Below are 13,034 nucleotides of genomic sequence, written 5' to 3'. Positions count from 1 at the left end.
CCCGAGGGGTCAGCGGCAGAGGGTTCCGTTGAGGAGGAACCTTTCCGGCCTGAGGTTGGGGCCGGGGGCCTCGGCGCCGAGGAAGCCGAAGGTGATCGAGTCACCGGGTTTGATGGTCTTGTTCCAGCCGAGATTCTTGGCGGTCACGGTCGCGCCGCTCTGGGACAGGTCGGCGCTCCAGTGACTCCGGACCTCCTGGCCGCCGTGGAAGGACCACTTCAGGGCCCAGCCGTTGATCGCCTTCTTGCCGGTGTTGACGACAGTGACCTGGGTGTTGAACCCGCCCGGCCACTGGTCGCGGTTGGTGTAGGTCACCGTGCAGACGCCTGCGGGGGCGGGGGCGGCGAGGAAGGACGAGATCCAGACCAGCGGGGAGTTCCAGTTGATGGTCAGCTCGTTGGTGGACCACGACTCGATGTCGTCGATGTAGCAGAACTGGGGCGCGCAGCCGCGGAGCTTAGCCTGGGCCACCGGATCCTGGATGCTCGAGTTCGGCCCGCCGGACAGGGTGCCGCGCGGCGGGTTGGGCAGGGCGGCGTCGAGCTGGTGGGCGTACCAGCGACTGTGCTGGTTCTTGGAGGCGACCTCGCCGTAACCGGTCACGTAGGACTGGTTGAGGGCGTTGCGGCCGAAGAGGTAGTCCATCCCCTCCAGCACCCCCTCGCGGTATTTCGCCGCGCCGCTGATGTCGTGCGCGACGGCCATCACGACCATGTTGTTCAGCACCAGGTTGTTGGAGCCCCAGTCGAAGTCCGGCGGGTTGTACGTCAGGCCGTACGGGTGCGCCTTCTGGACGGCGAGATACTTGTCGGCGCCCTCCAGCACCGACTGCCGCACCCGCGCCCGGTCCGGGAGGGCGTTGGGCACGCTCGCCAGCTGCAGGCGGCCGAGCTGGGCGGTGTTGCCCCAGTCGAATCCGCGGTCGCGCCAGATGTCCCCGGTGTGGTGCGGGGAGGCGAGCACGTAGTCCCTGAACTCCTTCTCGCCGGTCGAGATGTAGAGCTCGGCGGCCGCCCAGTAGAACTCGTCGGTCACGTCGTTGTCGTTGTACGCGCCGCCGCCCACCCCGTCGGCGGGGTCGGCGTACCGGGCCGGGTCGGCCTTCGCCGCGGCCCAGGCCTTCCGGGCCGCCTCCAGGTTCCGCGCGGCGAACGCGGCGTCGTACGGCGCGAACAGCCGGGACGCCTGGGCCGCGGTGGCGGCCAGGTTGAGGGTGGCGGCGGTGGAGACCGGGTGCAGCTCGCGCCTCTGCGGGTCGAGGTGGGGCAGGAGCGGCAATCCGGTCCACGCGGCGTCGTGGATCTTGTGGTGGGCCATCCCCGCGTGCGGTTTGCCGGCGGGGACCTGCATGCTGAGCAGGAACTCCTGCTCCCAGCGGGCCTCGTCCAGGATGTCGGGCACCCCGTTGCCGCTCTCCGGGATGTTCAGGTCCCCGTCCTTGTGGGTCCCGTCGGTCTTCGAGCGCTCGAAGGCGGACATCAGCTGGTGGACGGAGATGCCGCCGTTGACGACGTACTTGCCGTGGTCGCCCGCGTCGTACCAGCCGCCCTTCACGTTGAGCGTGTAGTCGCAGACGCCGGGCTGGCACGGCACCGCGACGTCCCCCTGGTTGGGGGCGGTCCCCACGTGCCCGGCGGGCCTGCCGTACCCCGGGCGCAGGGCGTCGAGGATCGGTGTCCCGCTGCGCTGGGTGTAGTAGAACTTCAGCGCGTCGGCCCTGAGTTCCTCGTAGAGGTTCGCGTCGATGTCGAACGGGCGGCTGGTCTCGCCGTCGGCCTCCAGCGTGTAGCCGGTGCCGGGGGTCGTGACCGCGCCGAAGTCGATGGAGTGCACGTTCTGGCGTGAGCTCGGGTCCACTCCCCGCGGGACGGTGTCGCCGTGGGCGACGGTCGCGCCCTCACGCTTCAGCGTCCAGCCGACCGGCTCGGTCTCCTCGGTGACCACGGTGGCGTTCTTCGGCCCCGTGGGCAGGTAGCCGACCATGTTCACCCGGACGCGCGGCCCGGTGTCGGGCTGGTAGACGTCGGGTTCGGCCCCGCCCTTGAGGGAGACGTTGTCCACGCAGAACCTCCAGGGGGTGGCGCTGCCCCCGAGCTGGAACGCCACCTGCCCGGTCGGCAGGTCGACCGGCGAGGTGAACGTGTAGGTGTAGTCGTTGCCGGACACGCTCAGCTCGGGGTTGGCCGACAGGTACTGGGTGTAGGGGTCGACCGGGAGCTGGATGAGGGCCTTGGCGACCCGGCCGGGGGTCGCGATGCCGAAGAAGGAGTATTCGTACGTCTCGTCCTTGACCAGCGCGACGTTGTCCTGGCCGATGATGACGTCCCACGGGTTGACGGTGCCGCCGGGGACGTCGGCGCAGAGCCGGCCGCCGTCGATCTCGAGCGCGGTGTTGCCGGTGCTCCACCACGGAGCCGTACCGGTGTCGAAGGTGCCGTTGACGATCTGTTCCGGGCCGTCGGCGGCGGCGGGTAGTGGGGTCAGGGTCACCAGGGCGGCGGCCAGGGTGAGGGCGAGCCAGGCAGGTGGTCTGATCACGGGGGGTCCTTTGAGCGAAGGATGCATCCGCATGTGGGAGCGCTCCCACACTGAGATGCGCCGATGTTTCCAGCGGGTTTCCCCAGCGTCAATGAGCCGCCCCCGGCGCCTGACCACTGACCGGGCGAATGACCGATTTGCCCGATGAAACTTTCAAAAGATCGACGCGACGCCCTCCTCGCTGATCGTTCGGCCTTCTCGTCGAGCCGGGTGCCCGGTTCGTATCGGAAGATGTCCCTTTCTCGTCGGCCCGACGCCCCCTCGGTCGAGACCGGAGAAATGCCACTGTGCGAAGATCCGGCTCTTTTGGGACGCCCGAATGCGTTGCCGATACGCCAAAGAGTCTCCGGCTGGCGAGAAATGATGGGGCCGATCCGCACATAGGGAGGATGTCCGTATTTCGCGCTGACAGAGGAGGCCGTTCATGGGAACCGCCCGTGGATGACGAACGGCCGGCGAGATTCGAGAGCGTCCACAGGGAGGCGTACGGCCAGATCACGGACGAGCGCTACGACAGGAACCCGGTCTACGGCGGCCCGCGCGACAACGTCATCACCGACTGGCCGCGAACCTTCCGTGCGGCTCCGCGGCCTGCTCGCCCGGCGGGTCGCGGTCGCCGTCCACCCCGGCGCCGGCGGGTGCCCGGCAGGTCCCGTACGGGACCTTTGCTCTGTCAGGACACCTCCCGCGCGCGGGGGAGGCGAGACCGTCAGGCCGCCGTCCAGTCGATCTCCGGGCCCTGCGGCACGATCTGGCTCGGGTTGATGTTCGTCTGCGTGATGAAGTAGTGGCGCTTGATCTGGTCGAAGTCGGTGGTGTCGCGGAACGCCGGGATCGCGTACAGCCGGCGGGCGTAGGCCCACAGCACCGGATAGTCGACCAGGCGGCGGATCGCGCACTTGAAGTGGGAGTGGTAGACCGCGTCGAACCTGGCCAGCGTCGGATAGAGGCGTACGTCGCTCTCGGTCAGCGCGTCGCCGTGCAGGTACGGCCGGCCTGCGAGTCGCTCCTCCAGCAGGTCGAGCGTGGCGAAGACCTTGGTGACCGCGTCGTCGTAGGCCTCCTGGGAGGTGGCGAACCCGGCCTTGTAGACGCCGTTGTTGAACCCGTCGAAGATGACCGCGTTCAGCGCGTCGATCTCCTCGCGCAGCCCGGCCGGATAGAGGTCGGGCGCGCCCTCCGCGTGCCACGGGGCGAAGGCGGTCTCCAGGGTGAGGGTGATCTGCGGGTAGTCGTTGGTGACCAGGCGCTTGGTGGTGACGTCCCAGACGCAGGGCACGGTGTAGCGGCCCTGGTAGTCGGGGTCGGTCGCCAGATACAGCTCCGAGAGGTATTCCATCCCGGTGACCGGATCGCCGCCGGGGACACGCCAGCCCTTCTCATCCCTGATCGGGTCGACGATCGTCACCCCGACGACGTCCTGAAGACCCAGGAGCTCGCGGACGATGAGCGATCGGTGCGCCCACGGGCAGGCGTAGGAGGCATAGAGCTGATATCGGCCGGCCTCGGGCGGATATTCGCCGTCCGCCTCGATCCGTGCGGTGAACCGGTTGGGCTGCCGGACGAAGCGTCCGCCGTCGGAGATCTCGCGTCCCAGCTTCATGCGTCAACCGTACGGGACCCGCACAGAACATGATTCGGGTCTAACGGCACAATCATGGCGGGGGAGAAGAGGTATTTCATGTAAAGCCGGTAGGGAATATTGACTTAGCGTGGATCCGTGCGTAGCTTTTCCGGTATGGGCCTCTATCTGACCAGGTGCGCACATGTCGACTTCTGTCGCGTGTTCAGCGCTCAGTGTCCGTGATCACGAACCGACGCCACCGCCCCCCTCCCACTCTCCAGGACGCCTCTCGTGATCAAGATCAGAAATGTCCTTACCTCCATGTCACTCGTCGCCACCCTCGCCGCCTGCGGTGGGGAGGCCTCCGCGAAACCCGGTGAGCCAGAAACCCTGGAGCTCCGCTACCAGGGGAGCGTCGGCGCCGTCACCTTTCCCGAGCTCGCCGAGGAGCTCGGCTACCTGAGCCCCCTCAAACTCGCGTGGATCGGCAACACGATCTCCGGTCCGCAGGACATCCAGGCCGCCGCGACCGGACAGACCGACTTCGGCGGCGCGTTCAACGGCGCCATCGTCAAGCTCGCCGCCGCCAAGGCCCCGATCAAGGCCGTGATCGGCTACTACGGCAGCGACAAGGACAGCTACGTCGGCTACTTCGTGGCCGACGGCTCACCGATCAAGGGCCCGCGCGACCTGATCGGAAAGAAGATCGGGGTCAACACCCTCGGGGCCCACCTGGAAGCCGTGGTCAAGGAGTATCTCAAGCGCGGCGGCCTGACCCCCGAGGAGATCAAGCAGGTCGAGCTGGTCGTCGTGCCGCCGGTCAACACCGAGCAGTCGCTCCGCCAGGGTCAGATCGACGTGGCCGCGCTGAGCGGCATCCTCCGGGACAAGGCGCTGGAGCGCGGCGGCATCCACCCGCTCTTCAAGGACATCGACCTGTTCGGCCCCTTCACCGCCGGCAGCGTCGTGCTCACCGAGAAGTTCATCAAGCAGAACCCGGCCACCGTCAAGAAGTTCGTGGAGGCCTTCGCCAAGGCCGTCGAGTGGACGCAGACCCACTCCCGCGAGGAGGTCATCGCCAAGTCGAAGGAGATCATCGCCAAACGCAAGAGGAACGAGGACTCCACCGCCATCGAGTTCTGGAAGAGCAGCGGGGTGGCCAACAAGGGCGGAGTGATCGACGCCAAGGAGTTCCAGACCTGGATCGACTGGCTGGAGCGCGAAGGCGAGATCAAACCGGGTCAGGTCAAGGCAGAGGACGTCTTCACCAACGAGTACAACCCGTTCGGAGGCATCCAGTGAAGATCCAGATCCAGGGGGTCGGCAAGAAGTTCCGCGTCCGCGACGCGGACCGGCTGTTCACCGCCCTCGACGACATCACCCTCGACGTACGGTCCGGGGAGTTCCTCACCCTGGTCGGGCCCAGCGGCTGCGGCAAGTCCACGCTCCTCGACCTGCTCGCCGGGCTGGACTCCCCGACCACCGGCCGGATCCTCCTGAACGGGACCCCCGTGAACGGTCCCGGCCTCGACCGGGGGATCGTCTTCCAGCAGTACGCGCTGTTCCCCTGGCGTACGGCGCTGTCCAACATCGAGTTCGGGCTCGAGGCGAAAGCCGTGTCGAAGAAGGAGCGCGCCGAGCGGGCCAGGACCTACCTGGAGCTGGTGGGCCTGCACGGGTTCGAGAACCGGTATCCGCACGAGCTCTCCGGGGGCATGCGCCAGCGCGTGGCCATCGCCAGAAGCCTGGCCTTCGACCCGGACGTACTGTTGATGGACGAGCCGTTCGCCGCGCTGGACGCGCAGACCCGCGAGTCGCTCCAGGAGGAGCTGCTGCGAATCTGGGAGAAGACCGGCAAGACAATCGTGTTCATCACCCACGGCATCGACGAGGCCGTCTATCTCGGCCAGCGGGTCGCGGTCATGACGTCCCGCCCCGGCCGGATCAAGCGCGTCGTGGACGTGGAGTTCGACTCCCGCGAGGGCGACCTGCGGGCCGACGCCCGCTTCGGCGAATACCGGCACGAGGTGTGGACGCTGCTCCGCGACGAGGTCGCGGCGGCCAGGGCCGAGGAGGCGGTTTCCGTTGGCTAGCACCCCGACCGGCGCTCCCACCGTGAGCGCTCCGGCCGATGCTCCCGCCGTCGCCTCGGCCGACACCCTGACCGCTTCCCCGGTCCGTTTCTCCGCCGATGCCCCTGCCGACACCTCGGCCGCCTCCCCGGCGCACCTCTCCACCGACGCCTCGGCTGCTTCCCCGGCGCGTTTCTCCACCGATGCCTCGACCGCCTCACCGACCGGAGCCCCGGTTACGGGCGCCCCCTCGGCGCCGATCCCCGCCGTCCTGCGGGAGGCGGTCGCCGAAGCCTCGGAGAGCTCTCTCACCGGTCCGAGCGTGGGCCGGCGCCTGTGGCGAGGTTCGGTACGGGTGGCCGGATCGGTGGGACGGCGCACGGCCGCGGTGGCCGCGCTCGCCGCGATCTGGGAGATCCTGCCCCGGCTGGAGGTGGTCGACCCCACCTTCCTGACGCCGCTGTCGGGGGTCCTGGCGGCCTGGTGGGACCTGCTCCTCTCCGGTGAGCTGCTCGACCACACCCAGGCCAGCCTGATCCGCTCCCTGTCGGGACTCGCGCTGGCGATCATCGTGGCCATTCCCCTCGGCCTGCTGATCGGCTGGTACAGGCCCGTGGCCGATTTGCTCAACCCGGTGCTCGAACTGTTCCGCAACACCGCGGCGCTCGCCCTGCTCCCGGTGTTCGTGCTGATCCTCGGGCTCGGCGAGACCTCCAAGATCTCGATCATCCTGTACGCCTGCGCGTGGCCGATCCTGCTCAACACGATCGCCGGGGTGAAGGGCGTGGATCCGCTGCTGATCAAGTCGGCCAGGTCGATGGGGCTGCCCCCGATCCGGCTGTTCCAGAAGGTGATCCTCCCGGCCGCGGTGCCCACGATCTTCACCGGCATCCGGATGGCCGGGGCCTACTCGATCCTCGTGCTGGTCGCCGCCGAGATGGTCGGCGCCAAGGCCGGCCTCGGCTACCTGATCAACTACGCCCAGTTCAATTTCCGGGTACCCGACATGTATGCGGGAATCATCACAATCTCCGTTCTCGGGCTGCTCTTCAACCAGTTCCTCGTGCGCCTGGAGCGCCGCTTCTCGACGTGGAGGACCACCTGATGACCACGCGACCCACACGGAAGTTGCACCTGAACGCCTTCCTGATGGGCGTCGGGCACCACGAGGCGGCCTGGCGGCACCCGCGCACCTCCTCCGCCGACGTCACCGACGTCCGTCACTACCAGCGTCTCGCCCAGGTCGCCGAGCGGGGCAGGCTCGACTCGGTCTTCCTCGCCGACGGGCTGGCCCTGTGGGGCAACGTCAGGCACAACGCGCTCGGCGGGCTGGAGCCCCTGACCCTGCTGGCCGCGCTGGCCGCGGTCACCGACCACATCGGCCTGATCGCGACCGTCTCCACCACCTACAACGAGCCCTTCCACGTGGCCCGCAAGTTCGCCTCGCTGGACCACATCAGCGGCGGCAGGGCCGGCTGGAACATCGTCACCTCCGCGAGCGAGGCCGAGGCGCACAACTTCGGCATCGAACGCCCGGCGCACAGGGACCGTTACGCCCGCGCCACCGAGTTCCTGGAGGTCGTCACCAAGCTCTGGGACAGCTGGGAGGACGGCGCGATCCTGGGTGACCACCACAGCGGGAACTACGCCGACACGGACAGGATCCACGCCCTCGACCACATCGGCCCCCACTTCCGGGTTCGCGGCCCGCTCAACACCTCCCGCCCGCCGCAGGGCCACCCCCTGCTGGTCCAGGCCGGATCGTCCGAGGACGGCAAGGAGTTCGCCGCCCGTTTCGCCGAGGCCGTCTTCACCGCCCAGCAGACCCTCGCCGACGGCCAGGACTTCTACGCCGACCTCAAGTCACGCCTCGGCCGGTACGGCAGGCGTGAGGACGAACTGCTCATCCTCCCCGGCATCTCGCCGATCATCGGATCCACCGAGCGGGAGGCGCTCCAACTGGAGAGGGAGCTCGAGGAGCTGATCATCCCCGAGTACGGCGTGCACCAGCTGTCGAACATCCTCGGCGTGGACCTGTCGGACCATCCGCTGGACGCGCGCCTCCCGGAGGTGCCCCCGGCGACCGACGGCCAGCAGAGCCGGGTCAAGCTCGTCACCGATCTCGCCGAGCGCGAGCAGCTGACCCTCCGGCAGCTGATCGGCCGTCTGGCCGGAGGCAGGGGCCACCGCGTGGTCACCGGTACTCCCGAGCAGATCGCCGACCAGATCGAGGAGTGGTTCGTCAACGGCGCCGCCGACGGCTTCAACATCATGCCGCCGGTCCTTCCCGGCGGTCTGGAGGACTTCGTCGACCACGTCGTCCCTGAACTACGGCTCCGCGGACTGTTCCGCACCGAGTACGAGGGCCGTACCCTGCGGCAGAACTATGGCCTGGCGCGTCCGGGCTCCATTTTCGACCAGAAAGTACCGGTGGCCTCATGAGCATCGTGATCGTGGTGGGAAACCCGCGGCCCGGGTCGCGCACATACGGGGTGGCCGTCCGGGCCGCCGAGACCGTTGCCCGCCGAATCGGAGACCGTACGGCCCCCGAGGTCGTCGACCTGGCGGCCCTGGCGCCGCGGTTGTTCGCCCCGGAGGCGTCGGGGACGGTGGAGGCCGCGCTGGAGCTGGTCGCCGGGGCGGACGTGCTGGTGGTGGCGAGCCCGACCTACAAGGGCACCTACACCGGCCTGCTCAAGGCCTTCCTCGACCGGCTGCCGGGTGGCGCGCTGGCGTCGACCGTCGCGCTCCCGCTGCTGGTGATGGGGGACGCGCGGCATGCCCTGGCGGTGGAGGTCCACTTCCGGCCCCTCCTGGTCGAGCTGGGCGCGACGGTCCCCACCCCCGGCCTGGCGCTGCTGGAATCCGAGCTTCAGGAACTGGAGCCCGTCCTCGATCGCTGGGCCGCCAGGGTCGCTCCTCAGGTAGCCGCTGCGCTCAGGGAAGGTGCTTCCACGTGATATCGGGAAGAAAAGATGTTGTGAATGGGTTACCGACCTTAAGTGTGGTTAATGCCGCCGAGGAGGAAAAGGTGACCGAGCGAAGAGCCTTGGTCGCACCAGACGAACTGTTGAGCGAGGGAACATGACGGAGACCCTGTCCGGCCGGGCGATCGACGCCGAGCGGTTTCGGCAGGCGCTGGCCGTTCACGCGGCCGGGGTCGTCGTGGTCACCGCTCAGTGCGAGGAGGTCCCGGTCGGCCTGACGGCCACCTCGTTCTCCTCGGTCAGCCTCGCGCCTCCCCTGGTCTCCTTCTACGTGGACCAGTCGTCGACCACCTGGCCCTCGCTCCGCCAGGCCGGCCACTTCGCGGTGAACGTCCTGGCCAGCGACCAGGCCGAGCTGGCCTCACGCTTCGCGAGGAAGGGCGTCGACCGCTTCGCCGCCCCCACCGCCTGGCAGCCCGGCCCCGAGGGCATCCCCCTGCTGAGCGGGGTCTCCGCCCAGCTGATCTGCGCCCCCCACTCCACCGTCGACATCGGGGACCACATCCTGGTCGTCGGCCTCGTCACCGAGACCAACCTCGGTCCCGGCGGTCGCCCGCTCCTCTACCATCAGGGCCGCTTCGGCCGTTTCACCCCTCACGCCTGATCCCCCCGCGGGGACACCCCGTCATTGAGGCGTTCCCCGCGAGGTCACAGCGCTCCGGCCCGGACTCACCGGCTCCGGCTCACAGGCCCGGTCTCATCGGCGCGACCGAGCCCGTGGGCGTGGATGACAGGGGTGGACCCGTCCGAGTGCGGATGATCAGACGTGATGACGTCTTCCGTGAGGACGGTGCCCCCTTCTCACGCGCGAGGTCCCGCGTTGTTGTTGTTATTGGTGTTGTTCACGGGCCGGTGTTTCCTTCGGCTTGGGCAGCGGCCGTCGTCGCCGACCCTCTGGGTAAGCATGGTTGAGGTGCTGGGACCCACCAGGAGAGTGCCCGTATAGGTGGCGGTGATGCGAGCGATCCTGTCATCGGGGAGGTTCGGGGTTATCGTGGCCCTCGCGGTTCCGACCCCGGACGCGACGAGCGGAGCCCAGCCCACCACGACTCCGCGATCCCTGAAGAAGACCATGCCCGTGGGCATGGTCCCGTTCGAAGACCTCACCGTCGCGGTCAGGACGACCGGGCCCCCTCCCCTCATGGTGCAGGACGAGGTCAGTGTCAGCGTGGTCGTCCCCGGCGGCGGGATCTGGCAGAGGGGCCGCGTGACGGTGTTCGTGCCCAGGGTCACCGCGGCGGTGCGGGCGAGGAGACGGCCGTTCACGGTCACGTTGGTGGTCGCGGTGATCGAGGTGAGCGCGAGGATGTTTCCGGCGAAGCTGGAGCCGGTTCCCAGCGTGGCCGAGCTGCCGACCTGCCAGAAGACGTTGCACGCCTGGGCGCCCCCGGTGAGGACCACCGTGCTGCCCGAGGCGGTGATGAGGGTGGACGCGGTCTTGAAGATGAAGATCGCGTTAGGGTTTCCCTGCGCGTTCAGGGTCAGGGTTCCGGTGATCCCGAAGGTGCCCGCGGCGGAGTTGTAGACCCCCGGCGTCCGGGTGGTCCCGCCGAGCTCCGTCGGGATGGTGGCGTCGGCGGGCTGCCCCGCGGCGTTGTTGTAGGCGGCGGTCAGCGCGGCCTTGGCATTGATGGCGGCCATGTCGTTCGAGTGGATGGTTCCGCCGACGACGGCGCCGGGCGGAAAGCCGGTCACCGCCGAGCCCGGGCTCACTCCCAGGTCTCCGGTGATGATGGAGGGGCCCGTGTTGGTGACCGTTGTCCCGGCCAGAACCGCGAAGTTGGTGGCCGCGCCGAGCGGCACCGGGGCCGCCACCGCGCTCGCGGTGTGCGGCGTCGTGACGACGATCCCCGTTGCCAGCATGCAGGTGAGAGCCGTTGCCAGCCGGAAACGAAGGGGGTGTCGCCCGGCACGAGGACGAATGGCGTTTATCATAAAGCCGTCCTTTTCTTTTAGTATTCCGCAGTCAAGGCGCATTATTGATGATGTGCCATGACATTTGAGCCTACTAATCAACGCCGTCTGTCTCGTTTTCCGACATGCGCGAGTTTTGGGTTTGTATAAATGTTGCGATAAAAATGAGATATCGCTTTATTTCGGAAATCAACCGATTCGCCGCCTCATCGCCTGGCGCCCCGGCCCCCAGGACATCCCCCTGCTGAGCGGCGCCTTCACCCGGCTGATCTGCGCCCCCACTCCACCGTTGACATCGGGGACCACATCCTGGTCGCCGGCCTCGTCACCGAGACCGATCTCGGTTCCGGCGGTTTTACCCTCGGGCCGCCTCGGCCGTTTCACCCCTCACACCAAAACTCCCGCGGGGGACGCCCCGTCATGGGACGCCCCCCGCGAGGACGTATCGATTCGGTCCGGATTCACCTGTGTGACCGGACCCCCGGTCGCGTGAGAGACGCGGGCACATCCGCGTGTACGCGGTCAGAGGTGACGGTGCCCCCCGCGGTGCCCCCCACCTCCGCCTCCGAAGGCACTCGCATTGTTGTTGTTGTTACCGTTGTTGGTACCGCCGTGGTGGTGGTGCCTCCGTCCTCGGTCGCGCACCCAGCACGTGCTACCGGGACCGACGCGCAGGTTGAGCGCCCGTGAGGTGCCGGAACCCACTCCCGAGCCGCCCTCGAAGGCGGCGGTGATCCGCCACCTGCCCGCAGGAAGGTTCGGGGTGAGGATGGCCTGCCCGGAGGAGTTGAGCGCGGCCGAGCCGATGACGGTCGTCCCGTTCCTGAAGACGACCTGACCGACGGGAATGGGCGGGTTCGAATCCGTTCTCACCGTCGCGGTGAGGACGACCGGGCCGCCCGGCGTTCTCGAGCCGCACGACGAGGTCAGCGTCACCCTGGTGGCCCCCGGAGCCGGAGCTGCAGCCGCGGCCGGGGCCGGAGCCTCGGCCGGGGCCGCAGCCTCGGCCGGAGCCGCAGCCGGAGCCGCGGCCTCGGCCGGAGCTGCAGCCGGAGCTGCAGTTGGAGCCGCGGCCTCGGCCGAGGCCGCGGTCAGGCCGCAGTCGGCCCGTACGACGGCGTTTGTGCTCAGGGCCACCGTGCCGGTGCCCGTGAGGACGCGGCCGTTCACGGTCGCGTTGGTGCCGAGAGTGACCGAGCTCAGCGCGAGGATGTTCCCCATGAAGGTGGTGTTGCCTCCCACCGCGGCCGAACCGGCGACCTGCCAGAAGACGTTGCAGGCCCTTGCTCCCCCTGCGAGGACCACCCTGCTGGATGCGGCGGCGACAAGGGGGACGGAGGCGGCGGTGGTCTTGAAGATGAAGATCGCGTTCGGGTCCCCCTGCGCGTTCAGGGTCAGGGTTCCCGTGATCCCGAAGGCGCCCGTGACGGAGGCGTAGACCCCCGGCGTCCGGGTGGTCCCGCCGAGCGCCGCCGGGATGGTGGCGTCGGCGACCTGCCCTGCGGCGTTGGTGTAGGCGGTGGCCAGGTCGGTCTTGGCCAGTGCGGCGGTGGCGTCGGCCGCGTGGACGGTCCCGGCTATGCCGCCGGGAGGAAAGCCGGTCACCGCCGCGCCCGGGCTCACCCCGACATCTCCGGTGACGATGGTAAAGCCGGTGTTGGCGACCGATGTCCCGGCCAGGATCGCGAAGTTGGTGGCGGCGCCGAGCGGCACCGGTGCTGCCACCGCGCTCGCGGTTTGCGGTGCCGCGACGACGATTCCCGTTGCCAGCATGCAGGTGAGAGCCGTTGTCAGCTGGGAACGAAGGGTGTTTCGCGCGGCGCGAGGACGAATGAGGTCTAACATAAAGCCGTCCTTTTCTTTTAGTATTCCGCAGTCAAGGCGCATTATTGATGATGTGCCATGACATTTGAGTCTACTAATTGCCGCCGCCGTCATCGTTTTCCGACATGCGCGAGT

10 protein-coding genes are annotated in these 13,034 nt (G+C 68.4%); 6 read left to right on the top strand and 4 right to left on the bottom strand.

From position 1 onward, the window contains the following. Window positions 1-9: 9 nt before the first annotated feature. Window positions 10-2,565 carry a glycoside hydrolase family 9 protein gene (locus tag DKM19_RS39960; RefSeq protein WP_110706326.1) on the bottom strand — a complete coding sequence of 852 codons (2,556 nt, stop codon included), beginning with the start codon at window positions 2,563-2,565 and terminating at the stop codon, window positions 10-12. Between the two features lie 682 nt (window positions 2,566-3,247). Next, entirely contained in the window at window positions 3,248-4,141 is an 894-nt protein-coding gene (locus DKM19_RS39955) for a glutathione S-transferase family protein (RefSeq protein WP_110703193.1), read from the bottom strand. Window positions 4,142-4,393: 252 nt separating this feature from the next. Between DKM19_RS39955 and DKM19_RS39950 the strand changes: the two genes are divergently transcribed. From DKM19_RS39950 to DKM19_RS39925, 6 genes are all read left to right on the top strand, one after another. Continuing rightward, window positions 4,394-5,404 (top strand): ABC transporter substrate-binding protein, encoded by a 1,011-nt coding sequence (locus DKM19_RS39950; protein WP_204358440.1) that lies wholly within the window; start codon window positions 4,394-4,396, stop codon window positions 5,402-5,404. After that, window positions 5,401-6,195 (top strand): ABC transporter ATP-binding protein, encoded by a 795-nt coding sequence (locus DKM19_RS39945; RefSeq protein ID WP_110703190.1) that lies wholly within the window; start codon window positions 5,401-5,403, stop codon window positions 6,193-6,195. Before DKM19_RS39950 ends, DKM19_RS39945 begins: the two co-directional genes overlap by 4 nt. Next, window positions 6,188-7,279: an ABC transporter permease gene (locus DKM19_RS39940; RefSeq protein WP_239513845.1), complete on the top strand. Its 1,092-nt coding sequence runs from the start codon at window positions 6,188-6,190 to the stop codon at window positions 7,277-7,279. The genes DKM19_RS39945 and DKM19_RS39940 overlap by 8 nt, the downstream gene beginning before the upstream one ends. Further along, window positions 7,279-8,616, top strand: a complete 1,338-nt coding sequence (locus tag DKM19_RS39935; protein WP_110706323.1) for an LLM class flavin-dependent oxidoreductase — start codon at window positions 7,279-7,281, stop codon at window positions 8,614-8,616. The genes DKM19_RS39940 and DKM19_RS39935 overlap by 1 nt, the downstream gene beginning before the upstream one ends. After that, window positions 8,613-9,134 (top strand): NADPH-dependent FMN reductase, encoded by a 522-nt coding sequence (locus DKM19_RS39930; protein ID WP_110703187.1) that lies wholly within the window; start codon window positions 8,613-8,615, stop codon window positions 9,132-9,134. The genes DKM19_RS39935 and DKM19_RS39930 overlap by 4 nt, the downstream gene beginning before the upstream one ends. Window positions 9,135-9,258: 124 nt before the next feature. Next, a complete protein-coding gene (locus tag DKM19_RS39925; RefSeq protein ID WP_110703184.1) occupies window positions 9,259-9,765 on the top strand; it encodes a flavin reductase family protein in 507 nt (168 codons plus the stop codon). Between the two features lie 197 nt (window positions 9,766-9,962). On the opposite strand, the gene DKM19_RS39920 is transcribed toward DKM19_RS39925, so the two are convergent. After that, window positions 9,963-11,024, bottom strand: a complete 1,062-nt coding sequence (locus tag DKM19_RS39920; protein WP_110703181.1) for an ice-binding family protein — start codon at window positions 11,022-11,024, stop codon at window positions 9,963-9,965. A 573-nt stretch (window positions 11,025-11,597) separates the two neighbouring features. Next, window positions 11,598-12,848 carry an ice-binding family protein gene (locus tag DKM19_RS50185; RefSeq protein WP_162642112.1) on the bottom strand — a complete coding sequence of 417 codons (1,251 nt, stop codon included), beginning with the start codon at window positions 12,846-12,848 and terminating at the stop codon, window positions 11,598-11,600. Window positions 12,849-13,034 lie beyond the last annotated feature (186 nt).

Source organism: Streptosporangium sp. 'caverna' (genome assembly GCF_003203775.1).
Taxonomy (GTDB): domain Bacteria; phylum Actinomycetota; class Actinomycetes; order Streptosporangiales; family Streptosporangiaceae; genus Streptosporangium; species Streptosporangium subroseum.
Note: the sequence above shows the minus strand (reverse complement) of the source record. Positions and strands in the feature narration are given on the sequence as shown.

Coding starts and splice junctions, on each gene's coding strand:
- DKM19_RS39960 (WP_110706326.1), bottom strand. CDS start 2,565: ATGCATCCTTCGCTCAAAGGACCCCCCGTGATCAGACCACCTGCCTGG.
- DKM19_RS39955 (WP_110703193.1), bottom strand. CDS start 4,141: ATGAAGCTGGGACGCGAGATCTCCGACGGCGGACGCTTCGTCCGGCAG.
- DKM19_RS39935 (WP_110706323.1), top strand. CDS start 7,279: ATGACCACGCGACCCACACGGAAGTTGCACCTGAACGCCTTCCTGATG.
- DKM19_RS39930 (WP_110703187.1), top strand. CDS start 8,613: ATGAGCATCGTGATCGTGGTGGGAAACCCGCGGCCCGGGTCGCGCACA.
- DKM19_RS39925 (WP_110703184.1), top strand. CDS start 9,259: ATGACGGAGACCCTGTCCGGCCGGGCGATCGACGCCGAGCGGTTTCGG.
- DKM19_RS39920 (WP_110703181.1), bottom strand. CDS start 11,024: ATGCTGGCAACGGGGATCGTCGTCACGACGCCGCACACCGCGAGCGCG.
- DKM19_RS50185 (WP_162642112.1), bottom strand. CDS start 12,848: ATGCTGGCAACGGGAATCGTCGTCGCGGCACCGCAAACCGCGAGCGCG.